The sequence below is a fragment of the Microbacterium arborescens genome (genome assembly GCF_049707515.1).
In the GTDB taxonomy this organism is placed as follows: Bacteria; Actinomycetota; Actinomycetes; order Actinomycetales; family Microbacteriaceae; genus Microbacterium; species Microbacterium arborescens_B.
Window position 1 is genome coordinate 15734 of the sequence record NZ_JBNAFI010000007.1, and the last position, 24551, is coordinate 40284.

General features: G+C 70.4%; 27 protein-coding genes and 1 tRNA gene. 8 read left to right on the forward strand and 20 right to left on the reverse strand.

Going from position 1 to position 24551, the window contains the following annotated elements; translation table 11 throughout:
- Nucleotides 1-12 precede the first annotated feature (12 nt).
- Genes ACPYN5_RS13320 through ACPYN5_RS13345 form a run of 6 tightly spaced genes read right to left on the reverse strand, consistent with a single transcriptional unit; the run spans nt 13 to nt 4968 of the window.
- Nucleotides 13-258, reverse strand: coding sequence for a twin-arginine translocase TatA/TatE family subunit (locus ACPYN5_RS13320; RefSeq protein ID WP_424449477.1), 246 nt, complete (start codon nt 256-258; stop codon nt 13-15).
- 57 nt (nt 259-315) lie between these two features.
- A complete protein-coding gene (locus tag ACPYN5_RS13325; protein ID WP_424449478.1) occupies nt 316-1275 on the reverse strand; it encodes a helix-turn-helix transcriptional regulator in 960 nt (319 codons plus the stop codon).
- Nucleotides 1272-2273 (reverse strand): helix-turn-helix transcriptional regulator, encoded by a 1002-nt coding sequence (locus tag ACPYN5_RS13330; RefSeq protein WP_424449479.1) that lies wholly within the window; start codon nt 2271-2273, stop codon nt 1272-1274. Before ACPYN5_RS13330 ends, ACPYN5_RS13325 begins: the two co-directional genes overlap by 4 nt.
- A 35-nt stretch (nt 2274-2308) precedes the next feature.
- Nucleotides 2309-3271: an FKBP-type peptidyl-prolyl cis-trans isomerase gene (locus ACPYN5_RS13335; protein ID WP_424449480.1), complete on the reverse strand. Its 963-nt coding sequence runs from the start codon at nt 3269-3271 to the stop codon at nt 2309-2311.
- Between the two features lie 9 nt (nt 3272-3280).
- Nucleotides 3281-4291, reverse strand: a complete 1011-nt coding sequence (locus ACPYN5_RS13340; protein WP_424449481.1) for a tRNA (adenine-N1)-methyltransferase — start codon at nt 4289-4291, stop codon at nt 3281-3283.
- Complete coding sequence (locus ACPYN5_RS13345; RefSeq protein WP_424449482.1) at nt 4288-4968, reverse strand: HAD family hydrolase; 681 nt, start codon at nt 4966-4968, stop codon at nt 4288-4290. The genes ACPYN5_RS13340 and ACPYN5_RS13345 overlap by 4 nt, the downstream gene beginning before the upstream one ends.
- Before the next feature lie 121 nt (nt 4969-5089).
- Here ACPYN5_RS13345 and ACPYN5_RS13350 point away from each other — a divergent pair, with 121 nt between their 5' ends.
- A complete protein-coding gene (locus tag ACPYN5_RS13350) occupies nt 5090-5956 on the forward strand; it encodes a PAC2 family protein (protein ID WP_424449483.1) in 867 nt (288 codons plus the stop codon).
- Between the two features lie 25 nt (nt 5957-5981).
- Here the strand turns inward: ACPYN5_RS13350 and ACPYN5_RS13355 are convergent, their stop codons facing one another.
- From ACPYN5_RS13355 to ACPYN5_RS13370, 4 genes are all read right to left on the reverse strand, one after another.
- Nucleotides 5982-6815, reverse strand: a complete 834-nt coding sequence (locus ACPYN5_RS13355) for an undecaprenyl-diphosphate phosphatase (protein WP_424449484.1) — start codon at nt 6813-6815, stop codon at nt 5982-5984.
- 10 nt (nt 6816-6825) lie between these two features.
- Nucleotides 6826-8124 (reverse strand): M20/M25/M40 family metallo-hydrolase, encoded by a 1299-nt coding sequence (locus ACPYN5_RS13360; protein WP_424449485.1) that lies wholly within the window; start codon nt 8122-8124, stop codon nt 6826-6828.
- A 72-nt stretch (nt 8125-8196) separates the two neighbouring features.
- Nucleotides 8197-8281, reverse strand: a tRNA-Leu gene (locus tag ACPYN5_RS13365).
- A gap of 91 nt (nt 8282-8372) precedes the next feature.
- Nucleotides 8373-10217, reverse strand: a complete 1845-nt coding sequence (locus tag ACPYN5_RS13370) for a DEAD/DEAH box helicase (RefSeq protein ID WP_424449673.1) — start codon at nt 10215-10217, stop codon at nt 8373-8375.
- A 79-nt stretch (nt 10218-10296) separates the two neighbouring features.
- On the opposite strand from ACPYN5_RS13370, the gene ACPYN5_RS13375 reads away from it, so the two are divergent.
- Nucleotides 10297-11142 carry an SGNH/GDSL hydrolase family protein gene (locus ACPYN5_RS13375; RefSeq protein WP_424449486.1) on the forward strand — a complete coding sequence of 282 codons (846 nt, stop codon included), beginning with the start codon at nt 10297-10299 and terminating at the stop codon, nt 11140-11142.
- Here ACPYN5_RS13375 and ACPYN5_RS13380 read toward each other — a convergent pair whose 3' ends face one another.
- Entirely contained in the window at nt 11143-11934 is a 792-nt protein-coding gene (locus ACPYN5_RS13380) for a TrmH family RNA methyltransferase (RefSeq protein ID WP_424449487.1), read from the reverse strand.
- A 112-nt stretch (nt 11935-12046) separates the two neighbouring features.
- On the opposite strand from ACPYN5_RS13380, the gene ACPYN5_RS13385 reads away from it, so the two are divergent.
- From ACPYN5_RS13385 to ACPYN5_RS13395, 3 genes are all read left to right on the forward strand, one after another.
- Entirely contained in the window at nt 12047-12838 is a 792-nt protein-coding gene (locus tag ACPYN5_RS13385) for a Sir2 family NAD-dependent protein deacetylase (protein ID WP_424449674.1), read from the forward strand.
- Between the two features lie 37 nt (nt 12839-12875).
- Nucleotides 12876-13478 (forward strand): histidine phosphatase family protein, encoded by a 603-nt coding sequence (locus tag ACPYN5_RS13390; protein WP_424449488.1) that lies wholly within the window; start codon nt 12876-12878, stop codon nt 13476-13478.
- 67 nt (nt 13479-13545) lie between these two features.
- On the forward strand, nt 13546-14016 hold the full coding sequence (locus ACPYN5_RS13395; RefSeq protein WP_424449489.1) for an Lrp/AsnC family transcriptional regulator: 471 nt from the start codon (nt 13546-13548) through the stop codon (nt 14014-14016).
- Here ACPYN5_RS13395 and ACPYN5_RS13400 read toward each other — a convergent pair.
- Nucleotides 13955-14989, reverse strand: a complete 1035-nt coding sequence (locus tag ACPYN5_RS13400) for a DMT family transporter (protein WP_424449490.1) — start codon at nt 14987-14989, stop codon at nt 13955-13957. The two genes, ACPYN5_RS13395 and ACPYN5_RS13400, sit on opposite strands and share 62 nt — an antisense overlap.
- 75 nt (nt 14990-15064) lie before the next feature.
- On the opposite strand from ACPYN5_RS13400, the gene ACPYN5_RS13405 reads away from it, so the two are divergent.
- Complete coding sequence (locus tag ACPYN5_RS13405) at nt 15065-15625, forward strand: CGNR zinc finger domain-containing protein (protein WP_424449491.1); 561 nt, start codon at nt 15065-15067, stop codon at nt 15623-15625.
- Here the strand turns inward: ACPYN5_RS13405 and ACPYN5_RS13410 are convergent.
- Nucleotides 15585-16484 carry an alpha/beta fold hydrolase gene (locus ACPYN5_RS13410; RefSeq protein WP_424449492.1) on the reverse strand — a complete coding sequence of 300 codons (900 nt, stop codon included), beginning with the start codon at nt 16482-16484 and terminating at the stop codon, nt 15585-15587. The genes ACPYN5_RS13405 and ACPYN5_RS13410 overlap by 41 nt on opposite strands.
- Nucleotides 16485-16595: 111 nt before the next feature.
- Here ACPYN5_RS13410 and ACPYN5_RS13415 point away from each other — a divergent pair, with 111 nt between their 5' ends.
- Nucleotides 16596-17297 (forward strand): 3'-5' exonuclease, encoded by a 702-nt coding sequence (locus ACPYN5_RS13415; RefSeq protein ID WP_424449675.1) that lies wholly within the window; start codon nt 16596-16598, stop codon nt 17295-17297.
- 18 nt (nt 17298-17315) lie between these two features.
- On the opposite strand, the gene ACPYN5_RS13420 is transcribed toward ACPYN5_RS13415, so the two are convergent.
- Complete coding sequence (locus ACPYN5_RS13420; protein WP_424449493.1) at nt 17316-17633, reverse strand: hypothetical protein; 318 nt, start codon at nt 17631-17633, stop codon at nt 17316-17318.
- Between the two features lie 190 nt (nt 17634-17823).
- Nucleotides 17824-19584, reverse strand: a complete 1761-nt coding sequence (gene leuA, locus ACPYN5_RS13425) for a 2-isopropylmalate synthase (protein WP_424449676.1) — start codon at nt 19582-19584, stop codon at nt 17824-17826.
- Between the two features lie 205 nt (nt 19585-19789).
- On the opposite strand from leuA, the gene ACPYN5_RS13430 reads away from it, so the two are divergent.
- Nucleotides 19790-20392, forward strand: coding sequence for a hypothetical protein (locus tag ACPYN5_RS13430; RefSeq protein ID WP_424449494.1), 603 nt, complete (start codon nt 19790-19792; stop codon nt 20390-20392).
- Here ACPYN5_RS13430 and era read toward each other — a convergent pair.
- The 5 genes from era to ACPYN5_RS13455 are packed head-to-tail and all read right to left on the reverse strand — an operon-like array spanning nt 20389 to nt 24508.
- Nucleotides 20389-21288: a GTPase Era gene (gene era, locus ACPYN5_RS13435; protein ID WP_424449495.1), complete on the reverse strand. Its 900-nt coding sequence runs from the start codon at nt 21286-21288 to the stop codon at nt 20389-20391. The two genes, ACPYN5_RS13430 and era, sit on opposite strands and share 4 nt — an antisense overlap.
- Entirely contained in the window at nt 21285-22616 is a 1332-nt protein-coding gene (locus tag ACPYN5_RS13440) for a hemolysin family protein (protein WP_424449496.1), read from the reverse strand. Before ACPYN5_RS13440 ends, era begins: the two co-directional genes overlap by 4 nt.
- Nucleotides 22613-23077, reverse strand: coding sequence for an rRNA maturation RNase YbeY (ybeY, locus tag ACPYN5_RS13445; RefSeq protein WP_424449497.1), 465 nt, complete (start codon nt 23075-23077; stop codon nt 22613-22615). The genes ACPYN5_RS13440 and ybeY overlap by 4 nt, the downstream gene beginning before the upstream one ends.
- A complete protein-coding gene (locus tag ACPYN5_RS13450) occupies nt 23074-24204 on the reverse strand; it encodes a PhoH family protein (RefSeq protein WP_424449677.1) in 1131 nt (376 codons plus the stop codon). The genes ybeY and ACPYN5_RS13450 overlap by 4 nt, the downstream gene beginning before the upstream one ends.
- A complete protein-coding gene (locus tag ACPYN5_RS13455; RefSeq protein WP_424449498.1) occupies nt 24161-24508 on the reverse strand; it encodes an HIT domain-containing protein in 348 nt (115 codons plus the stop codon). The genes ACPYN5_RS13450 and ACPYN5_RS13455 overlap by 44 nt, the downstream gene beginning before the upstream one ends.
- Between the last annotated feature and the right edge of the window lie 43 nt (nt 24509-24551).

A 24551-nucleotide genomic window follows, 5' to 3' on the forward strand; every position in this document is an offset into this window, starting at 1 on the left:
CACCACGCGGAGCTACGGAGCGGGTGCTGCGGGGCCGGTCTTCGGTTCCGCGGGCTTCTCGACGGGAACGTCGGCAGCCGTCGAGGCGGTGGTGCCGGCGGTCGTGTCGTCGTCCTTCATGGCCTTCATCTCACCCTTGAAGATCCGGGCGGACTGTCCCATGCTCTTCGCCAGTGCCGGCAGCTTCGCGGCACCGAAGAGCAGCAGAATGACGATGAGTAGGATCCACAGGTGCGGGCCTGCGAACAGATTGCTCATAGCGTCTCCTCGTCGATCGTTTCGCTCAGTCTAGCCCCACGCCGCCGGGGCGGCTCGTCAGCGGTACTGCTCGAGCGCCGCCTGCGCCCAGTCGTGCGCCGCGCGACTGGCCTCCGCCGGCGAGACGACCTCGACGGCTCCGCCGCTGCGCGCCACCAGGCGCTTGAGCGAGCGGGGATCGGCCACGCGGATGAGTGCGCGGTGCGATCCGCCCTCGTCGCGAACCTGGGCGGTGGTGAGGAACTCCCCCACCGCCGATGCCGCGTGCGGTGCGTATCGGATCTCGGCGACGACCTCGTCGTCGGTGGGCTCGAACAGCTCCGGCACCGCTTCGGACGAGTGTGCGGCCGGAATGTCGGTGAGCGCCGGCTCGGTCACGCGGTCGAGGTGGAAGGTGCGCATGGCCCGGCGAGTGTGGCACCACCCCTGGAGGTACCACTGACCCCCGGAGATCGTCACCTTGACAGGGTCGACCGTACGGGTCGTGGGGCGCGCGTCGGGGGCCGTGTAGGTGAAGGCGACGGCCACGCGCTCGCGCACGGCCCGCGCGACCGTCTCGCGAACATCGTCGACGGGAGCCGGGGCGACGATGACCTCGGCGGGGGTCTGGCCGGCGCCGCGCGCGAGTTTGGCCAGAAGCCCCTGCACGACGCCGCTCTCGCCGACGCCGGGGACGGCAGCGGCCAACTGCAGCCCGGCGAGGAGGGCAGCGGCCTCACGCGCGGTCAGTCGAGGCGATCGTTCCAGTCCCACGGTGTTGGTGATGACGATGCGGTCCTCCCGATCGAGGAGATCCCAGTCGATGTCGAACAGGTCGTTCGCCATCTGCCAGAAGCCCCCCTCACCGGGCAGCCCGATCACGGTGAGCTTCTCGACCATCGAACGCATCTGGTCGGGTGAGACGTCGAAGTCGCGCGCAGCGTCGGCGACCGTCACCTCGCCCTGAGCGATGAGATAGGGCACGAGCTGGAGGATCAGGGCGGCGCGATCGGTCGCGACGATCGGTTGACCGCTCACGATGCCACCGCCGTTCGATCCCGCGCACCGCGCAGCCGGCGCACGACCGCGTCCCGGAGCTCCACCGGCTCGGACACGAGCACCTCGGGGCCGTACGACGCGAGCTCGTCGGCGAACACCTCGAGGTCGACGAAGGGGATGCGCAGCTGGCGTCCGCCGGATCCGTCGCCGCGCGCACGGCGCCGCAACCGGAGCTCCGCCTCGGTACCGGGCACCACCGTGACGGTCGCATTCTGGCGGCCGGCGACCTCGCGGAGACCGGCGAGGGCACGCTCGCCCGCGCCGGCACGCAGGGCACCGTCGAACGCGTGACGAGTCACGACGACATCCGTGACGATGCGCGAGAGCAGGAAGGTCCGTTCCGCATCCACCCCCGTGTCCCATCCGTACAGGTGCCAGCGCGCCTCGAACTCCACGAGCGCGAACGGGCGCACGCGCCGGCGCCGCGGATGCTCCGATCCGGGACGGAGGTAGTCGAACTCGACCTCGCGGGCCTGTTCGATGGCACGCTGCAGCGGCAGGAAGGATGCGTCGTGCAGATCGAGCCTCGGCGCGAAGCCGATGATCGGCTCGTCGACCTCGATTCCGAGCGATCGGATCTTGCGCAGCCCCGAGCGGGCACCGGCCGACAGGGTGTGCTCGCCCCACACGCCCCCGGCCAGCGTGAGCACGGCCAGCTCAGCAGGAGTGAACGCGATGTCCGCCGGCAGCTCGTACTCGGTCGGCGGGATGCGGTACCGGGCCTCGCGCAGGTCGTCGGGATCGGCGTAGTCGCCGATGGTCTCGATGGGGATGCCGAGACCGCGCAGATTCTCCTTGTCGCGTTCGAACATCTTCTCGAGCGCTTCGCGACGGGCGCCGGACTCGGCTTGTTCGCGATAGCCCGAGACCGAGCCCAGGATGGTCTCCTTCGTCACTCCCTGCTCGGTCGCCATCAGAGCGACGACGAGGTTGACCAGGCGCTCCTCCGGGGGGACGCGGGTCGGGGTGACGGACATGCCTTCGATTCTAGGCGTGCCGGCCACGGCACGACTCAGGACGCGGGGTCGAGTCCGAGGATGTCGATGACGAAGACGAGCGTCGAGTCGGCGGGGATGCCGCCCTGAGCCGAGTCGCCGTAGCCCTGGTCCGGCGGCACCACCACGAGGATCTGCGAGCCGACGGTCTGACCGCGCAGCGCTTCGGCGAAGCCCGGGATCATCCGGTCGAGCTCGACGGGCTGAGCGCCGCTTCCCCACGTGCTGTCGAAGACCTCCTGGTCGTCCCAGGTCACTCCGGTGTAGTGCACGCGGACGGGGGCGTCGCCGGTGACCTCGGGACCGTCGCCCTTCTTCAGCACCTCGACGGCGAGGTCGGTGGGCGGATCGTTGTCGGGGACGACGATGCCGGGACGACCGTCGGGAGCCAGGACCACGGAGGGCATGCCGGCACGATCGTTGAACTGCTCGGCGCCATCGGCAGCGGCGAGGTAGACCTTCTGGAGGTCGAGCACGACGACGGTCGTGGCGTCCTCGGCGAGACCGAACCGCGCTCGCGTCTCGGCCGCCACCTCATCGGGACCGAGCGCCATCACCACGCGCGATCCTTCGGTGGCGCACTGCACGGCGTCGACGAGACCGGGGAAAGTCGTTTCCCAGCTGTCGAGGGGATAGATCTCCGTCAGTTCGCCGGTGTATCCGGATGCGGCGATCGGTGTTCCGGACGATCCGTCGAGGACGGTCAGATCGAACACGACATCCTGTGCGTCGCTCGTGATGGCAGGGCCGTCGCCCGTGACGGCGTCGCGTGCAGCGAGGCCGTCGACGTGGACCGGTGCGGAGAGCGAGACCGCGGGCTTGGTACCCACCGCCGTGTCGGAGACGTCGACGAGGTCGAGCGCGGAGGACCCGGGCAGATCCCGCGTGCACGACGCCGAGTCCGCGGACGGCGCGGCACACGCCGTCAGGGCGAGCACGGTCAGGGAGAGAGCGCCGGCGGCGGCGATGATCCTACGCACCGCAGCAGTCTACGCGGAGTCGTCGTCGCGTCCGTCCGACGCGGAGAGCGAACCGCGCGCAGCGCGCTGCGCTTCGCGGACCCGCTTGCGGAGGTTCTTGTCCGTGATCTCGCGGTCTCCGACCGCGCCCGGGGTCCACGCCTCGACGTCGACGTCGGCGTACGTGGGCTTCTTCAACGCACGCTTGCGCACGTCGGGCGGAATGGCGCCGGGCGCCAGTCGACGAGCGGTGAGCAGGAACCCGGTGTGAGCGACCATCCGGTGATCGGGGCGCACCGCGAGTCCCTCGACGTGCCAGCCGCGGATCATGGTCTCCGAGGCATCCGGGTCGGTGAACAGCCCCGTGCCGCGCAGGTACTCCGCCACGCGACTGAGCTGGGTCGCGGTGGCGACGTAGCAGAGCACCACTCCTCCGGGAGCGAGGGCATCCGCGACGACGTCGATGCACTCCCACGGAGCGAGCATGTCGAGGACGACGCGGTCGACCGATCCGGGGGCCACGGCACCGGGAAGGCTCTCGACGAGGTCGCCGACGACGACGGACCAGTTCTCGGGCGTGCCCCCCGTGAAGGTCGCGACGTTGGCCTCCGCGACCTCGGCGAACTCCGCCCGGCGCTCGAACGACACCAGGCGCCCGGCGTCACCGATGGCTCGCAGGAGCCACAGCGACAGCGCGCCCGAGCCGACCCCCGCCTCGACCACGGTGGCACCGGGGAAGATATCGGCGGCAGCCAGGATCTGCGCAGCATCCTTGGGATACACGATCGCGGCGCCGCGGGGCATGGACATGACGAAGTCGCGCAGCAGCGGGCGGAGCGCGAGGTACTCGTGGCCGCCGCTATTCGTCGCGACCGACCCGTCGGGCTGCCCGACGAGCACCTCGTGCCGGAGGACGCCATGATGCGTGTGCAGCTCGCCGCCCTCTCGCAGGGTGATGGTGTGCATTCGGCCCTTGGGGCCGGTCAGCTGCACCCGGTCGCCGTAACGGAACGGTCCCCGCGGCTGAAGGTCGTCGGTCATGCGGAGGCTCCGAGTCGGTGGCGTGAGTAGAGGGAAGCGAGGTCCGCGATGGAGCGTCCCGCGAGCGAGTCCCAGAGCGCGTGTGCGCCGAGGCCGTCGAGCGGCACCATGAGGGGAACGCCCAGCGCGACGGCGCCCGACGCGACCGCCGAGCGCAGTCCGTTCGGGGAGTCCTCGATCGCGATGGTCTCGGTGATGTCGACTCCGAGTGCCTCGCTCGCCTGCAGGTAGGGGTCGGGGAAGGGCTTGGGTCGCGACGCTTCATCGCCCGCGATGACCACATCGAAAGCCTCGAAAGGAATGGACGAGACCACGGTGTCCGCCATGCGGCGCATCGACATCGTCACGAGGCCCGTCTTGACACCGGCCTCGCGGAGCCCGGCCAGCAGCTCGCGGGCACCGGGCCGGAAGGGCGTGCCGTCGACGCGCAACTGCCCCGACACCCTGTCGGTCAGGTGGTCGATGATCTCGTGGACCTGCATGCGGACCCCCGCTCCCTGCAGGATGCGCGCGGAGTCCTCGAGGCCGAGCCCCACCAGGCCGAGGGCCTGCTCATGGGTCCAGGTGCCCCCGAAGCTCGCGACGAGCGGACCTTCGGCCGCCATCCAGTACGGTTCGGTGTCGACGAGGGTGCCGTCCATGTCCCAGAGAACCGCGGCGGGGAAGCGAGAAGTCATCCGAACCATGTTACCGATGCCGTGGCGCCGCCCTGCGTGCCCCGCCCCGCGCGCGCCGGGCCCGGCGTATCGTTGAGCAGACCCGCTCGGGCAGAGCGGGACGGTCGGAACGGAGGACGGGTTGAACAGTCTGGGACGGCGCGTGCTCGTGGTCGCGTTCGATGGATGGAACGACGCCGGCGAGGCCGCAACGGCAGCCGCCAACCAGTTGCGCGGATCCCGCCCCTACGACCCGGTGTACTCGGTGGACCCCGAGCTCTACTTCGATTACATGTACACGCGGCCCAACATCGAGGCCGACGCCGACGGGCGCCGCACGCTGCGCTGGCCCGAGGCCACGATCTGGCGTCCGCAGGCGACGACGCGGGGCACGCGCCTGTGGATCCTCAGCGGAGCCGAGCCGGCCCGGGCGTGGAAGTCGTTCGCCGCCGAGCTCGTCGACGCCGCCCTTCGGGAGGACATCACCGGCCTGGTCGCGCTCGGGTCGATGATGAGCGACGTCCCCCATACGCGGCCGATCACGGTCTTCAGTGGCAGCGACAACGACGAACTCCGCACGGCACTCGGCCTCGAGCGATCGACCTACGAGGGCCCCGTCGGCATCCTCTCGGTCATCGCGGCGGCCGCGGAGGAGGCCGGAATCCCCACCGCCGCGCTCTGGGCCAGCGTTCCCCACTACGTCGCGGGCCACTCGCCGTCGCCGAAGGCGACGCTCGCTCTCCTCGACAAGCTCGAGGGGATCACCGGTGCGAAGATCGCCCGCGGTTCGCTCCCCGGCGACGCGCTCGCGTGGGAGGCCACCATCGACGCCGCCGCGGCGGACGACGAGGAGATGACGGAATACATCCGTCAGCTCGAGCAGACGCGCGACACGTGGGACTCCCCCGAGGCATCCGGCGACGCGATCGCGCAGGAGTTCGAGAAGTATCTGCGCCATCGCGGCGACGGCGGCGACGGCCGGGGCCTCGGTCGCGGCCCGCATCGCTGAGACGCGCGCCGCGACCGCTCCGGCGTCAGTACGCCTGCAGCACGCCCAGTGACAGCAGGACGATCAGGACGGCTCCCAGGCCCAGGCGGTACAGCACGAAGGGCAGGAAGCTGCCGCGCTTGAGGTACTGCATGAGGAAGGCGATGACGGCCAGGCCCACGCCGAAGGCCACCACGGTCGCGATCGCCGTGTCGACGAGCGAGAAGACCGACGACCCCGGTTCGCGGATGGCCTGCACGAGCTCGTAGAGCCCACTGCCGAACACGGCGGGGACGGCGAGGAGGAAGGCCACCTCAGCGGCGGCGGGCCGGGTGTAGCCGAGCGCCAGTCCCATCGTGGTCGTCGCCCCCGACCGCGAGACGCCGGGAATGAGCGCGAGCGCCTGGGCGAAGCCGAGCGCGAGCCCGTGCCCGTACGTCAGATCCTTCTCGGTGCGCACGCGCCGGCCGAGGGCGTCCGCGACGCCGAGGATGACGCCGAACACGATCAGCACGATCGCGACCAGCCAGAGGTTGCGGAACGTGTCGCGGATGACGTCCTGGAACAGGAAGCCGAGCACGCCGATGGGGAGCGTCCCGATGATGACGATCCAGCCGAGGCGCACGTCGGCGTCGTCGCGCGGGACCGACCCGTTGAAGGATCGGAACCACCGGCCGATGATCCGGGTGATCTTCTTCCAGAAGTAGACCAGGACGGCGAGCTCGGTGCCGATCTGCGTGATGGCGGTGAAGGTCGCGCCGGGGTCCTGCGCCGACGGCAGGAACTCGCCCACGATGCGCAGGTGCGCGCTGGATGAGATCGGCAGGAACTCGGTCAGACCCTGGATGATGCCCAGGATGATCGCCTCGAGGAGCTGCATGGGCGGCCTTTCAGTACGTGCGGATGAGATCGGTGAGCACGCGCTGCCCGAAGACGAGCGCGTCGATCGGGACGCGTTCGTCGACACCGTGGAACATACCGGTGAAGTCCATGTCGGCCGGGAGGCGCAGCGGGGCGAAGCCGAATCCCGCGATGCCGAGGCCGGACAGCGCCTTGTTGTCGGTGCCGCCGCCCATCAGGTACGGGAGCACCGGCACGCCGGGGTCGTGTCGGCCCAGAGCACCCACCATGGCATCGACGAGGGAGCCCTCGAAGGGCACTTCGAGTCCGATGTCGCGGTGGACGATCTCGATGCGGATGTCGGGGCCGACGATCCGCTGGATCTCCGCCAGGACGGCGTCCTCCTGCCCCGGCAGCGTGCGGACGTCGATGGCCGCGGACGCGGCGTCGGGGATGACGTTGTGCTTGTAGCCGGCGGTGAGGCCCGTGGGGTTCGTGGTCGTGCGGAAGGTCGACGCGAGGAAGGCGGATGTCGCTCCGGTGGCGTCGGCGACGTCGTCGGGGTCGGACGCATCGCGGCCGCTCAAGCCCGCGAGGTCGTCGACGAGCCGCCGCGTCGTCGCGGTGAGCTCGATCGGCCACCGGGACCGGCCGAGCGTCGCGACGGCCTCGGCGAGCCGCGTGATCGCGTTGTCGGGGTGCAGGCGGCTGCCGTGCCCGGCCCGCCCGGTGGCATGGAGCCGCAGCCACACGAGGGCCTTCTCGCCGACCTGGAGCAGGTAGGCGCGGCGCCCATCCACCCCGATCGAGTAGCCGCCGACCTCGCTGATGGCCTCGGTGGCGCCCGCGAACCACCCGGGCCGGTCGCGCACCACGAGCTGCGAGCCCTCGACACCGCCGTTCTCCTCGTCGGCGAAGAAGGTCACGACGAGGTCGCGCTCGGGCTGCTCCCCCGCGCGCAGCAGATCGGCGACGGACGTCAGGATCATGGCGTCCATGTCCTTCATGTCCACGGCGCCGCGCCCCCACAGCATCCCGTCACGGACGACGCCGGCGAACGGATCGACGCTCCAGTCCTCGGCGACGGCGGGGACGACGTCGAGGTGCCCGTGCAGCACGAGAGCGGGCTTCGAGCTGTCGCGTCCCGGGATGCGCGCCGACACGTTGGTCCGGCGCGGGATCGGCTCGTAGTACTCCGGCCGGAGCCCGAGGGCTTCCAGGTAGGCACCGACGTACTCGGCGGCCTCGCGTTCGCCGCGCGAGCGTCCCTCGCCCCAATTGGTGGTGTCGAACCGGATCAGCTCCCGCGCGACGCGGGCGACCTCGGGCAGATCGTCGTACTCGGACATGCTCTCCACGGTAGTCGCGAACCGCTCGCGGAAACGACGAAGGGCTCCGTCTCCGGAGCCCTTCTCTCACTGTGCGCGAGGGGGGACTTGAACCCCCACGCCCTATACGGGCACTAGCACCTCAAGCTAGCGCGTCTACCTATTCCGCCACCCGCGCAGTGTTTTTTCTGTTGTTCCCAACCGAGGATCAACACTAACACGTCACCGCCGGGGTGAAGAATCGACGGCACGCCGGGCGTGGCGTGCACTCACGACCGCACGCGCGAGCGCAGCACGGCGATGCGCGCCTGCAGCTGGGCCACCGTCGCGTGCGAGACCGCCGGCCCGCCGCACACCCGGCGGAGCTCGGCATGGATCTGCCCGTGAGCCTCACCGCTTTGACGTGCGTACAGTCCGACGAGACTGTTGAGCAGCTGCCGCTGCTCCTTGAGGGACCGGTGGAGCGGCTCGGGCAGCGTGTTCTCGGCGCCCGGCGCCCCCTCGTCGGGCACGGCGCCGTCGGCCTTCTCGCGCGCCTCACGACTGTGACGGTGCTTCGTCTGACGGGACTGGCGCTGCATGAGGAGCTCGTGGACGTGCTCGGGCTCGAGCAGCCCGGGAATGCCCAGGAACTCCTCCTCCTCGGGCGTTCCAGGAACGGCGAGCTGGCCGAACTCGGCGCCGTCGAAGAGCACCCGGTCGAAGTGCGCGACAGAGCCGAGCGCCTGATAGCTGAACTCCTGGGTCAGCTCGTCCGAGGCCTTGTCCTCGCTCTCGGCCTCGGCCAGGAGCGTGTCCTCCAGACCGTCGTCATCGCCCGCCTCGCGATCGAGCGCATGATCGCGCTGCCGTTCCATCTCGCCGGCGAGACCGAGCAGCACCGGGACGTTGGGGAGGAACACGCTCGCGGTCTCGCCGCGGCGGCGCGCCCGGACGAAGCGCCCGATGGCCTGCGCGAAGAACAGCGGCGTCGACGACGACGTGGCGTACACCCCGACGGCGAGGCGGGGCACGTCGACGCCCTCGGACACCATGCGAACCGCGACCATCCACCGGGTCGTGGCCTGGGCGAAGATCTCGATGTTCCCCGACGCCGCCTTGTCGTCCGACAGCACGACAGTGGGGGCCTCGCCCGTGATCCGGTGCAGGATCTCGGCGTACGCGCGTGCGGCGGTCTGGTCGGTCGCGATCACCAGCCCACCGGCGTCGGGCACATCCTGACGCACCTCGCTCAGGCGGCGGTCGGCCGACTGCAGCACCGCCGGGATCCAGTCGCCCTCGGGGTCGAGCGCGGTGCGCCAGGCCTGGGAGGTGATGTCCTTCGTGTTGTCCTGACCGAGGTGCGCCTCGAACTCGTCGCCCGTCTTGGTGCGCCACTTCATGTGGCCGGCGTAGACGAGGAAGAGCACCGGCCGCACGACGCCGTCGGCGAGGGCGCGGCCGTAGCCGTAGTTGAAGTCGGTGCGCGACAGCCGGATGCCCTCGTCGTTCGGGTGGTACTCGACGAACGGGATGGGGGCGGTGTCGCTCCGGAAGGGGGTTCCCGACAGCAGCAGGCGACGTGTGGCGCGCCCGTACGCCTCGCGCAGGGCATCGCCCCAGCTCAGCGCATCGCCGCCGTGGTGGACCTCGTCGAGGATGACGAGGGTGCGGGCATCCATCGTCAGCCGCTGGTGCACGGAGGCTTTCACCGCGACCTGCGCATAGGTGACCGCGACACCGTGGTACTGCCGCGAGGGCACGCCGTGGCGGTTGCTGAAACGCGGATCGAGCCGGATGCCGACGCGCCCGGCGGCATCCGCCCACTGCGTCTTGAGGTGCTCGGTGGGGGCGACGACGATGATGCGGTCGACGACGTCGCGGCGCAGCAGCTCGGACGCGAGCCGGAGGGCGAACGTCGTCTTACCTGCGCCGGGCGTCGCTGCGGCGAGGAAGTCGCGCGGTCCGCGCCCGACACCCTCCGGACCGTCGGCACCGAAGTACTGATCCAGCGCCTCGGCCTGCCAGGCACGCAGTCGCTGCGCCGTGCCCCACGGCGCGCGCTGCGGGAAGGAGGGTGACAGGTGCTCGGCGGCGAAGCTTCCGAAATGCTCCTGGGGGTCCTCTGTCACGATGGACCACCCTAAACGACCCCACCCCCACGATCGCCCGTCAGCGGTTACCGTGGGCAGGTACGGAGTTTCGAGGAGGGTCATGAGGAAGAACGAGCCATCCGAGGACGAGCGCCGCACGCCCTACGTGCCGAACGAGACCGCCCATCCCTGGCGCCGCATGGTCGCGATCGGCGATTCGTTCACCGAGGGCATCGGCGATCCGGAGCCGGGCAGCCCCGGCGGACATCGCGGCTGGGCCGACCGGGTGGCCGAGGTGCTCAGCTCGCAGGTACCCGATTTCGCGTACGCGAACCTCGCCGTGCGCGGCAAGCTGATCGGCCAGATCGTCGCGGACCAGATCGACTCCGCGCTCGCGCTCAAGCCCGACCTCGTCACGTTCTCGGCCGGCGGGAACGACGTCATCCGTCCCGGATCCGACCCCGATGCCGTCGCGCAGCAGTTCGAGGATGCCGTCGTCCGTCTCTCGTCGACGGGCGCGACGCTCGTGCTGTTCACGGGAATCGACACGAACTTCACCCCGGTCTTCCGCGGCATCCGCGGACGGGTCGCGATCTACAACGAGAACATCCGCGCCATCGCCGATCGCTACGACGCCATCGTCGCCGATCAATGGGCTCTGAAGGAAGTGCAGGACATGCGCTTCTTCGACGACGACCGCCTGCACTACAACTCGCTCGGACACCACGAGATCGCCCGCATGGTGCTGCGCGCGCTGAACGTGCCGAACGACCTGCAACCCATGCAGCCCGACACGACACCGGTGCTCACCTGGCGCGCCGCCCGCGCGGGCGACCTCGTGTGGGCGCGCGAGCACCTCATGCCCTGGGTCTTGCGGCGACTGCGTCATCAGTCGTCGGGCGATCACATCACCGCGAAGCGTCCCGAGCCCCTCCCCGTGCCCCGGCGCGCCGACCCCGACGACTGATCACCGCAGCGCCCAGAGCGACACCGCGGCGGCTGCGGCGACGTTCAGCGAGTCCACTCCCCCGGCCATCGGGATCGTCACGACGGTGTCTGCTGCCGCGAGGGCGCGGCGACTAAGGCCGTCGCCCTCGGTCCCCATGAGGAGCGCGACGCGCTCGGGCCGCGCCGCGGCGAACTCGTCGAGCGGCACGGCGCCGTCAGCGAGGGCGAGGGCGGCGAGATGCAGTCCGGCGGCACGGAGCATCGGTGCCGCCTCGGGCCATGCCGGCAGGCGCGTCCACGGCACCTGGAAGACCGTACCCATGCTGACGCGGACGCTCCGCCGGTAGAGCGGGTCGGCGCAGCGCTCGCTCACGAGCACGGCGTCCGCGCCGAGCCCCGCGGCGGCCCGGAAGGCGGCGCCGACGTTGGTGTGGTCGACGATGTCCTCGAGGACGAGGACGAGCCGCGCGCCGGCGACCACCTCCGACACGGGCGCCGGCGCCGGCCGGTGCATCGCGGCGAGGGCCCCGCGGTGCACCGCGTACCCGGTGAGCTGTTCCGCGACCGCGTCGGTGACGACGAACACCGGCGCCTCCCCCGCAGCCTCGACGACGTCCGGGAGCCACTTCTCCTGCACGAGGAACGAGCGCGCGGTGTGGCCCGCTGCGAGGGCGCGCGAGATGACCTTCGCGGACTCGGCGATGTACAGCCCTCCGGCGGGCTCGAGCACCCGGCGGAGCGCGACATCGGTCAGGTCGCGGTAGTCCGCGAGGCGGGGGTCGGTGGCGTCGTCGATGCGGATCACGGGCACCTTCCCACCCTGGCATGCCGCGCCGGGCCCGCGTCGACGCTCGTAGAGTAGGACCGTGACGATCCCCGACCGTGCCGCGCCCCCGGGCGACGGGATCGACGACGCCCTCGAAATGCTCGCGGGTCGCCGCATCGCGGTGCTCACCGGCGCCGGCGTCTCGACGGATTCGGGCATCCCCGACTACCGCGGAGCCGGCGCACCCGTACGCACGCCGATGACGGCGCAGCAGTTCCTCGCGAGCGCGGACGCACGCCGCCGGTACTGGATCGGCAGCCACCTCGGCTGGCGGGCCTTCGCGGCCGCACGCCCCAACGACGGACACGCCGCGCTGGCCGACCTCGAACGTTCCGGCATCGTCACGGGCGTGATCACCCAGAACGTCGACGGCCTCCACCTGCGCGCGGGCAGCAGCCGGGTGGTCGAGCTGCACGGGACGATGCGTCGGGTGTTCTGCCTGCATTGCGGCCAGGTGTTCGACCGGCGCGACCTCGCCGAGCGGGTGGAGAGAGACAACCCCTGGATCCGAGTGCCCGAGAACGTCGAGCTCGGCCCCGACGGCGACGTGCTCCCGGCCACGAGCGACGGGTTCGTCGTTCCGACATGCACCGTCTGCGGCGGGATGCTCAAACCCGACGTCGTCTTCTTCGGCGAGTTCGTCCCGCGGGAGAAGTTCGCCGAGGCCGAGCAGCTGGTGCGCACGAGCGAGGCGCTGATCATCGCCGGCTCCTCCCTCGTGGTCAACTCCGGCGTGCGGCTGGTCGAACGCGCGCGACGGCGGAAGCTTCCCGTGGTCATCATCAATCGCGGCGCGACGCGCTCGGATGCCAAGGCCGCCGTCAAGATCGACGCGGGCACCAGCGAGGTCCTCCGGACCTTCGCCGAGGCTCTTCCGTCCCGCCGCTGAGGTCGAGGTCCCCCGACTGCCCGCGTAGGGTCGGAAGGTGACCATCCTGACACTCGTGCGGCACGGCGAGACCGACTGGAACCGCGAACGCCGGATCCAGGGCTCCACCGACATCCCCCTCAACGACACCGGCCGCGAGCAGGCCCGGGCCGTCGCCGCCTCCCTCCGCGAGACCGCCGGGCGCGAGGTCGTCGTCGCTTCGAGCGACCTGTCACGTGCCGCCGAGACCGCCCGCATCATCGCGGACAGCCTCGGCACCGCCGCCCCGCGTACCTATCCGGAGCTCCGCGAGCGCAACTACGGGGATGCCGAAGGCGTGGGCGTCGAGGAGTTCCACGCTCGGTGGGGCGAGTGGGCCGTGGCCGACGTCCCGAACGCGGAGCCGTGGCCGGCGGTGCGCGAACGAGCGCTGCGCGGCCTCAATCGCGCGGTCCGCGACGCTCGCGTCGGCACCGCCCCCGGCTCGGTGCCGCTCATCGTCGTCGCGCACGGCGCGCTGATCCGCGAGGTCATCCGGCACGCGACCGCCGGCGAGTTCCCCCTGCAGGGCGTGCGTCTGGACAACGGGTCGGCCCACACCTTCCTCGTGGAGCGCGAGCGCCTCCGGCTGATCGACTCCCCCACCCTTGTGACGGGCTGACCCGAGGCGGGCGTCTCGGCGCAACATGCCCGATCGAGGCGGGCGCGGCGGTGTATCGTCCAGCATCATGACCATGCACGACCGCGTCGACCTCGCCCTGCTCGAGGCCCTCGCCGACGACCCCCGCGCGACGGTCGTCGCCCTCGCCGAGCGACTGCGGCTCTCACGCAACACGGTGCAGGCGCGCATGGGGCGACTGGAGCAATCGGGCGTCTTCCTCTCGTACGAGCGCGCGATCTCGACCCGCGCCCTCGGCTTCCCGATCGAGGCGCTCATCAGCGTCGTCCTGCGCCAGCCCGACCTGCCGCGCATCGCACAGGAGCTTGCGACGATCCCCGAGGTGCTGCAGGCTCAGGGCCTGAGCGGACAGGTCGACCTGATGGTCCGCGTCGTGGCGCACGACACGCAGCACCTCTTCGCGATCGATGCGCGCATCCTCGCGATCGACGGCGTCGAGCGGACCGAGACGTCGCTCATCATGGACGATGTGATCCCGCACCGTGTGAAGCCGCTTCTCGCCGAGGGACGCGCGACCTGACCGGACCCGCCGGACGGTCGGCGTCGAGACGGACGAGCACGACCCCGGCGAGGATGAGCGCGCCGCCCACGAACTGGATCGGCGCGGGCGCCTCGGCCAGGAGCAGCCAGGCGAAGCCGAGCGCGAAAAGCACCTCGGAGAGCCCGATGAACGACGCCAGACGCGAGCCCGTGCGGGGCACCGCCGACACACCGAGGGCGTAAGCGATGCCGGTCGCCGCCCCGACCCAGAGCAGCACGACGACCGGCGGCAGCTCCATGCCGACGACGTCCGCCAGCACCGTCGTGGTCGAGAAGGGCAGGAGGCCCGTCAGCAGGAGGGTTCCGATCACCGCCGTCGCGACCACCATGCCTCCGGCTGCGAGCACGAGCGGAGGCAGGGAGTCCCCGGTGCGCTCGGCCATGACGAAGTACACGCACGTGCACAGCGCAGCGCCGAGGGCCAGGAGCGTGCCCCAGAAGTCGAATCTCGCCCCCGCGATGTCGACGACCAGCACGAGACCCACCATCGCCACGACGGAGCCGGCGATCACCGTGGGCGACGGGCGGCGACGCGTGGTGAGCCAGACCCAGATGACGAGCAGGACCGGCGCGAGGTACTGGATGAGGAGGGCCACGGCCACCGGCATCCGCTGCATCGCGGAGAAGTAGAACAGCTGACACCCGACGACGGGCATGACGCCGAAGGCGACGAGGGCGACACCGTGCCGACGGAGGAAGCCTCGCTCCCGCGCCACGGCCCGCACGAGGAACGGCGAGAGCACGAGAGCGGCGATTCCGATGCGGACGAACAGCGCCGCGCCCAGCGACCAGCCGTCTTCGAGGAGCGGCTTGACCAGCGGCCCGCTCGAGGAGAACGCGAGCGCGGATGCCACCGCCATCGCCATGCCGGTCGTGCGGCGCCCCGGGGCGGGGGCGACGGCCGTCTCGTGCGCACCTGCGATGATGGGCAGGGGTGCGGTGGGGTTCGTCATCGGACTGCCTCGGAGGTCAGGGGTGAAAGTTATCTACACTCGTGACAGTACCGCCCGCCACAGTCAGGAGTCAACGTGATCTTCATCCATGACACAGAACTGTCGCTGCGCGCGACGGCGGCCTTGGTCAACACGCTGCCCGGGACGAGCGCGGGGAACGCGGACGCCCTGGCCGACCGAGCGGATCTCGACGCCTATCTGAGCGAGTTCGCCTTCACCGGCGCCATCGTCCGCGATGAGGCCGAGCTGCAGGCGATGCGACGCATCCGCGCCCGTCTGCGCCGGCTCTGGGAGCTCGATCGCGACGGCGCCGTGCCGCACGTCAACGCGCTGCTGCGGGACGGCCACGCGCAGCCGCAGCTCGTGATCCACGACGGGTACGACTGGCACATCCACGCCACCCCCGATGACGCCCCGCTCGCGACGCGGGTGCTCGTGGAGGCCGCGATGGCCTTCGTCGACGTCATCAGGGCCGACGCGTACGACCGGGTTCGGTTGTGCGGGGCCGACGACTGCGACGCGGTGTACGTCGACTTCTCGAAGAACGGCTCCAAGCGCTACTGCGACACCGGCAACTGCGGCAATCGGATGAACGTCAACGCGTACCGTCGGCGGAAGGCGCGAGAAAGCGCCTGATCGCGGTCGCCGCCTCGCGCGGTTTCTCGTAGTGGATCAGATGCCCGACGCCGTCGATCTCGACGAGCTCGGCGTCGCGGAAGAGCTCGCGCAGCCGGCGCTCCGCTGCGATGGGGGTGATGTCGTCCTGGACGGCTGCGACGAGCAGCGTCGGCTGCGCGATCTTCGGCGCAGAAGAGCGGACGTCGTTCGACACCGAGGTCACGAAGGCGTCGCGGAGGACGTCGCGATCGGCGAAGTTCGAGAAGTAGGTGTCGTGCTGGTCGTGGACGAAGCGGCGCAATGCCCGGTCACGCGTCTTCACCATCGCGAGGCTCATGACACGGACGATGAGGCGGTTGCGCAACAGGCCCTCGCCCAGTCGGCGGGGAAGGCGCGCGCCGAGGTCGTAGTACCAGATCGCGAGCCGCGTGAAGATCCCGCGCGGGCCCTCGAGCGCGGGCGCGCCGATCGGGTTGATCAGCACGAGCCGCGGCGTCGGGAGTCCGCCGGCGACCGCTGCGGCCGCGACGATCGACCCGAAGGAATGGCCGACCACGACGGCGTGCGGCGCGACGCCGGCAGCGAAGGCCGTGAGCCACTCGGCATAGGTCGTGAGGTCGTGTGCGCGCCCCGGCAATGCCGGGCTCTCGCCGAAACCGGGGAGGTCGGGCATGATCACCCGGACGTCGCCGAGATGCGCGACGACCGGCTCGAGACCGTGGTGCTCGCCCCGGAACCCGTGCACCGCGAGCAGCGTCTGCTCGGCGTCGTCGCGGCCATAGACCCAGTAGACGGTCGTGCCGCCGAGCACCTCGGCCTCGAGACGCCGCACGGGGATGCGCGAGAGCAGGTCTTCGTACGGTGAAACGGTCGTCACGCATCGAGTCTACGGAGGCGGCGCGTCGATCCCGCCGTGTCCGACGTGCGCCGTAGCCTCGAACCCGTGCAGCTCGACCCCCCTGTCGCCACCCCGCCGCCCGAGCTCGATCTGTGGCCGCACGTGTCCCCGGAGTGGTGCCGCGTGATCGGGGTCTTCGACCTCGAGACCACGGGCGTCGATGTGGTGAACGACCGCATCGTGACGGCGCACGTCGGCGTCCTCGACGAGGACGGAGCGCCGGCACGCGCCCAGACGTGGCTCGCCGACCCGGGAGTCGACATCCCCGACGGTGCCGCGGCGATCCACGGCATCACGACGGAGCACGCCCGGCGCCACGGCCTGCCGGCGCGCGAGGTCGTCATGGCCGTCGTCGCGGCTCTGCGGGCGCTGTTCGATGCGGGCATCCCCGTCGTGGCGTACAACGCACCGTTCGACTTCTCCATGCTGAAGTACGAGGCGCTCCGCCACGGCGTCGAGCCCATCGTCGCGCCCGCTCCCGTCATCGATCCCCTCGTGATCGACAAGCGGTACGACCGGTACCGACGCGGCAAGCGCACGCTCTCGGTCGTCGCCGAGCACTACGCCGTCGAGCTCACCGGTGCTCACGAGGCATCGGCCGACGCGGTCGCGGCCGGCCGCGTCGCGCAGATGCTCGGCGAGCGGTTCGCGGCAGGGCTGCCGCCGACGGCCGCGGAGCTGCACACCCACCAGATCGGATGGGCTCGGGCACAGGCGGCCAGCCTGAGCGAGTACTTCGTGAGCATCGGCCGGCTGGACGCCGACGTCGACGGCGCGTGGCCGATCCGCTGACGCAGCGCTCCGAACGCGTCACTGCGCCGGAAGGCATCCCCCGTCGAGGATGTAGCCCCCGGCATCGACCGTGACCTCCTCCGGGGTCACGGCACCATAGACGCAGCCGCCGCCGGGAGGAACCGCGCCGAAGAGCACGTCGCCGGCGCCCACGCGCGTCTGCACGTCGGTGAGTCCGGCCTCGTCGAGCTGCGAACGCACGGCGCGCTCGGTGGCCGGCCCCGCGAGGCGCAGTGCCTCGAGGCGCTGCCGCACGTCCGCCACGATCCGCGCGACCTTCTCGTGGTCGTCATTGTCGATCGACATGCGCTCGCGGTAACGGTCGTTCTGCGCCATCGCCTGATCGGGGTCGTAGGGCGCGCATCCCGGCGGGAGCTCGACCCCCTCCTGCACAGCGCAGGCCGCGGTCGCGGATGGCGACGCCGAGACCGAGGGCGCCGGGCTCCCGGTCGCGGGTCCGCAAGCGCAGAGGGCGAGAGTGAGAGCGACCACGACTCCGGCGCTCGCTCTCACCCGCATGATCGCCTCAGACCGACGCCAGCTCGGACGCGCGCTCCCGCGTGCGGATGGCGCGATTGACGCACGAGACGACGGCCTTCAGGCTCGCGGTGGAGATGTCGCCGTCGATGCCGACGCCCCACAGGCGCTGATCGTCGACCTGCAGCTCCACGTACGCCGCCGCCTGAGCGTCACCACCGGAGCTCAGCGTGTGCTCGACGTAGTCGTAGAGCGAGATGTCGAACCCACGTTCACGCAGCACCGCGAGGAACGCCGCGATCGGCCCGTTGCCGACTCCCGACACCTCATGGTGCTCGTCGCCGTCGCGCAGGGTCACGTCGAGACGGACATCCCCCGACATGTCGCTCTGCGTGCGGGTGCCGAGAAGCTCGAAACGGCCCCACTTGTCGTCGGCGGCCGAAGCGGGCAGGTACTCGTCGGTGAAGATCGACCAGATCTGGTCGCTCGTCACCTCGCCGCCCTCCGCGTCGGTCTTCTCCTGCACAACGCCCGAGAACTCGATCTGCAGCTTGCGGGGCAGATCCAGGGCGTGGTCCGTCTTGAGCAAGTAGGCGACGCCGCCCTTGCCCGACTGGGAGTTGACCCGGATGACGGCTTCGTACGACCGGCCGAGGTCCTTCGGGTCGACCGGGAGGTACGGCACGGCCCACTCGATCTCATCGATCGACACGTCGGCCTCGGCGGCGCGGGCGGCCATGGCCTCGAAGCCCTTCTTGATCGCGTCCTGGTGCGAGCCGCTGAAGGCCGTGAACACCAGGTCACCCGCCCAGGGGCTGCGCTCGGGCACGGGCAGCTGATTGCAGTACTCGACCGTGCGCTTGATGCCGTCGACGTCGCTGAAGTCGATCTGCGGGTCGATCCCCTGCGTGAACAGGTTGATGCCCAGCGCGACCAGGTCGACGTTGCCGGTGCGCTCACCGTTGCCGAACAGGCATCCCTCGATGCGGTCCGCGCCGGCCATGTAGCCGAGTTCCGCCGCCGCGATCGCGGTGCCGCGATCGTTGTGCGGATGCAGCGACAGCACGACGTTCTCGCGATGGGCGAGGTGGCGGCTCATCCACTCGATCGAATCGGCGTAGACGTTCGGCGTCGCCATCTCGACGGTCGCCGGAAGGTTGATGATGACCTTGCGGTCGGGGGTCGGCTCGAAGATCTCGATGACCTGGTTGCACACGTCGACGGCGAACTCGAGCTCGGTGCCGGTGTAGCTCTCGGGCGAGTACTCGTAGTAGACGGCCGTCTCGGGAATCGTGCGCTCGTACTGCCGGCACAGCCGTGCGCCCTCGAGCGCGATGTCGACGATGCCCTGACGGTCGGTGCGGAAGACGACCTCACGCTGCAGGATGCTCGTCGAGTTGTACAGGTGGACGATGGCCTGCTTCGCCCCGGCGATCGCCTCGTACGTGCGCTTGATCAGGTGGTCGCGGGCCTGCGTCAGCACCTGGATCGTGACGTCGTCGGGAATGAGGCCGTCGTCGATCAGCTGGCGGACGAAGTCGAAGTCGGTCTGGCTCGCGCTCGGGAACCCGACCTCGATCTCCTTGTAGCCCATCTTCACCAGCAGCTCGAACATGACGCGCTTGCGTTCGGGGCTCATCGGATCGATCAGCGCCTGGTTGCCGTCGCGCAGATCGACGGCACACCAGCGCGGTGCGGTCTCGATGCGCCGGGACGGCCAGGTGCGGTCGGGCAGATCGACGCGGATCTGCTCGTGGAACGGCCGGTACTTGTGGATCGGCATGCCCGAAGGCTTCTGGTTGTTCTCCATGGTCGTCTCGCTCTTCCTCATCGGGTGTGGCGGGCCAACGCGAAGCTCCGCGACGAGAGAGGCCCTAGAACGAGGACTCGTCGCGGCGACTAAGGAGGAGAAGTCGGCCGAAGCGCATGCGCCCAGGCTACACCTGCACGCAGCTCCCGCGCACACGGGCGTGCCGTCGCCGAGACGATCGCATCGTGGGCGACACTGACGGAGTATGAGAACTGCGCGTCTGGGCCTGACCGCCCTCCTCGTCTGTGCCGTCGCGATGACCGCCGGATGCGCGGGCACGCCCGCGGCCGCTCCGACCTCGCTCGATCCCGCGCCGCCCTCGGGCGACATCGTTGCGCAGGGCACGGTGCTCGACGACGGCTCGGGCGCCCAGCTCTGTCTCGGAGCCGTCGCCGAGTCCGCTCCCCCGCAGTGCACCGGCATCCCGCTCCGCGGATGGGACTGGACCGCCGTGACCGACGCGACCGCTTCGGCGGGAGCCCGGTGGGGCTCGTACGCGGTCCAGGGCCGGTTCGACGGCGCGACTCTCAGCGTGTCGGCACCCGCGGTACCGCTGGCGCTCTACGACCCGATGCCGGTGGAGGATCCGACCGGCGGCGTCCCCGGCACCTCCGACGACGCGGAACTGCGAGATGTCGAACAGCGCGTGCACGACACCCTCGGTGACGCCGTGCTGGCCTCGGGTGCTTACGACGGCCGTCTCTGGGTGACCGTCGTGTGGGACGACGGGACGCTCCAGGATGCCGCCGACGCGGAGTTCGGGCCCGACGTCGTGGTCATCCAATCGGCGATGCGCGAGGTCGGTTAGAACCCGAGGCGGCCGAGCTGCTTCGGGTCGCGCTGCCATTCCTTGGCCACGCGCACGCGGAGCGAGAGGAAGACACGGGTTCCCAGCAGCGGCTCGATCTGCGCTCGCGCCCGGGCCCCGACATCGGCGAGGCGCGACCCCTTGCGTCCGATGATGATCGCCTTCTGGCTGTCGCGCTCGACGACGATGTTCGCGTACACGTCAGTGAGGTCGGATCCCTCCCGAGGCGCCACATCCTCGACGGTCACGGCGATCGAGTGGGGCAGCTCGTCCCGGACGCCCTCGAGCGCCGCTTCGCGGATGATCTCGGCGATGCGGTCCTCGGTGGACTCGTCCGTCACCACGTCGTCGGGGTACAGAGCAGGTCCCTCCGGCATGAGGGCGAGGAGCTCGTCGGTGAGCACGTCCAGCTGCTCGTCGGTGACGGCCGAGAGCGGGATGACCGCCGCCCAGTCCTCGCGCAGACTGTCGACCTCCATGAGACGCTCCATGATCTCGTCTCGGCTCGCCAGATCGGTCTTGGTCACGATGGCGACCTTCTTCGCGCGCGGGTACCCGTCGAGCGAGGCGGCGATGCGTCGGTCGCCGGGGCCGACCTTGTCGACAGCGGGCACGAGGAATCCGATGACATCGACGTCGCCGAGCACCTGCTCGACGAGGTCGTTGAGTCGCTGCCCGAGCAGCGTGCGCGGCTTGTGGATGCCGGGGGTGTCGACGATGACGAGCTGACCGGCCGGCCGGTTGAGGATGCCGCGGATCGCGCGCCTCGTCGTCTGCGGCTTGTCGCTCGTGATCGCGACCTTCTCGCCGACCAGGGCGTTCGTCAGCGTGGACTTGCCCACGTTCGGGCGCCCCACGAAGGTCGCGAACCCGGACCGGCTCTGTGCTGCGCTCATCTGCTGTCTTCTCCTCTTCGTGCCACGCGGACCTCGCCGGTGCGCGGGTATGCCGTGTCGTCAGAACCGTCGGCGGCGGGTGCCCGTTCGACGAAGACCGTCGCGAGGCCCCGTCCGCGCCCACGCGAGACACCGCCGGTGATCGTCACGCCGTCCGTCGTGACCGTCGCGCCGGGCATCGGGACGCGGCCGAGGCGTTTGCCGAGCAGACCGCCGATCGAGTCGACGTCGTCGTCGTCGAGCTCGATGCCGAACAGTTCCCCGACCTCGTCGAGCCCGAGGCGCGCGCTCACGCGGTAACGACCCGGCTCGAGTTCGACGACCTCCGCCGCGCCGCGGTCGTACTCGTCGGCGATCTCGCCGACGAGCTCCTCGATGAGGTCCTCCAGCGTGATGAGCCCCGCGACGCCGCCGTACTCGTCGACGACGAGGCACACGTGCACGGCATCCCGCTTCATCTGCTGCAGGAGCGACTCGGCGCGCATCGACTCCGGTACGAACACCGCCGGACGCGCGACCCGCCCGACGGGCACGTCGCGCCAGCCGGTGGCCTCGCCGTACGAGAACTGGACGAGATCCTTCAGGTAGACGACCCCGACGATGTCGTCGCGCTCATCGTCGGTGACCGGTACGCGCGACACCCCCCGTTCGAGGAAGAGGGCGAGCGCCTCGTGCGTCGTGGCCGTCTGCGGCACGGTGACCATGTCCGTCCGCGGAACCATGACGGCGCGGACGAGCGTGTCGGTGAAGTCGAACACCGAGTGGATCAGGTCGCGGTCGTCGGCTTCGATGAGGTCCTGAGAGACGGCCTCGTCGACCATGCTCAGCAGCTGCTCCTCCGACGCGAACGACGTTCCGCGGGAGATGCCGGGCGTCACCCGGTTTCCCACGATCACGAGAAGGTGGGCCAGGGGTCCGAGCACGATGCGGGCGCCGCGCACGATCGGGGCGCACGCGATCAGCAGTCCCCGCGCGTGCTGGCGACCGACGGAGCGCGGACTCGCACCGACCAGGACGAACGAGACCGCCGTCATGAGGACGGCGGCGGCGAGGATCGCCCACCACAGGTTGTCGAGCGCGAGGACGAAGGCCGCGGTGACGAACACCGCGGCGGTCGACTCGGCGAGGATGCGGATGAAGACCACCGCGTTGCCATGCGCCGTCGTGTCGTCGGCGATGCGACGGAGGGACTGCGGTCGCTGGCTCGTCTCGGCCCAGTCGGACAGGTCCGCCCGCGAAGTGACGCCGAGCGCTGCGTCGAGGGCGGCCATCAGTCCCCCGAGCGCGACGAGGAGGACCGCGCCGAGGACGAGGAGGAAGACCGTCACGCGCGCCGGCGCTCGCTCGCGTGGAAGGCGGCGATCAGCTCGCGCTGCAGCCCGAACATCTCACGCTCGTCGTCGGGCTCGGCGTGGTCGAAGCCGAGGAGGTGGAGGAGACCGTGAGTGGTGAGCAGGATCAGCTCGTCGAGGGTCGTATGGCGCGCGGCCTGCGCCTGCGTCTCGGCCACCTGTGGGCACAGGACGATGTCGCCGAGCAGTCCCGGAGGCGTCGGTGCGTCCTCGGTGCCGGGGCGCAGCTCGTCCATCGGGAAGCTCAGGACGTCGGTGGGCCCGGGCTCGTCCATCCACTGCACGTGCAGCGACTCCATCGCGCCCTCGTCGACGAGGAGGATGGCGAGATCGGCGTCGGGGCTGACGTTCAGCTGGGCGAGGTTGTGCTCGGTCAGGCGCAGCAGCACCGTCTCGTCCACCGAGACGCCGGACTCGTTGGTGATCTCGATCGTCATGATGAACGTCCTCGTTTCGGGAGTCGGTCGCGCGGACCGGCGGGGCGCGATGCGGTGCGTCGCTCGGCCCGGTTGGCGAACTCGGAGGCCTCGTCGCGCTCGCGCCGCGCGGCCAGGCGCTGCTCGTCGTACTCGCTGTAGGCGTCGACGATGCGACCGACGAGTGTGTGCCGCACCACGTCGTCGCTCGTGAGGGTGGCGAAGTGGATGTCGTCGATGCCCTTCAGCACGCGCGTCACCGTGCGGAGCCCGGAGGTTCCCTGGGGCAGGTCGACCTGCGTGATGTCGCCGGTGACCACCATCCGCGTGCCGAAGCCCAGCCGCGTCAGGAACATCTTCATCTGCTCGGGGGTGGTGTTCTGCGCCTCGTCGAGCACGACGAACGAGTCGTTCAGCGTCCGCCCGCGCATGTAGGCGAGCGGCGCGACCTCGATCGTGCCGCTGGCCATGAGCTTGGGGACGAGCTCGGGGTCGAGCATCTCGTTGAGCGCGTCGTACAGCGGACGCAGGTAGGGGTCGATCTTGTCGGTGAGCGTGCCGGGCAGGAAGCCCAGCCGTTCGCCTGCTTCGACCGCGGGACGCGTCAGGATGATCCGATTGACCTCTTTGCGCTGCAGCGCCTGAACGGCCTTGGCCATCGCGAGGTACGTCTTTCCCGTGCCGGCGGGCCCGATGCCGAAGACGATCGTGTTCTCCTCGATCGCATCGACGTAAGCCTTCTGTCCGAGCGTCTTGGGCCGGATCACCTTGCCGCGCGACGACAGGATCGCCTCGCCGAGCACCTCGGAGGGGCGGGGCCCCTCGTCGCCGACACGACGCTGCAGGATGCGGCTGGAGGTTGTGACGTCGCTCGGGTCGAGTCCTTGCCCGGCCCGGGCCATCGCGATCAGCTCGTCGACGAGCGACTTCGCTGCGGCGACGTCGCCGCTCGTCCCGGTGAGGGTGATCTCGTTGCCGCGCACGAGGACGTCGACGTCCGGGTGCTCGCGCTCCACGACGCGCAGGAGCCGGTCCTGCGGGCCCAGGAGCTGGACCATGGCGACACCGTCGGCGAGGATCGTCGCGACGGCGGGTTCGGAAGCATCAGCCACCGAGGCTCCCTTCGGACAGGTCACCGGCGAGCACATGGGCATGGACGTGGAACACGGTCTGTCCCGCTCCGGCGCCGGTGTTGAAGATCAGTCGGAAGTCGCCGTCGGCGTGCTCGGCGGCGACCGTGTTGGCGAGGCCCACGAGCTCGCTGAGGAGGGCGGGGTCGCCGGCGGCGAGCTCGACCACCGTGCGGTACTGCTCGGACTTGGGAATCACCAGCAGGTGCACGGGCGCCTGCGGTGCGATGTCTCGAATGGCGAACGCGTTCTCGGTCTCGGCGATGATCTCGGACGGGATCTCGCCGCGGAGGATGCGCGTGAAGACAGAGGGTTCGCTCATGCGCCCAGTCTATCGGCGGGGTGCCCCGCGGGGACGAGGTGGC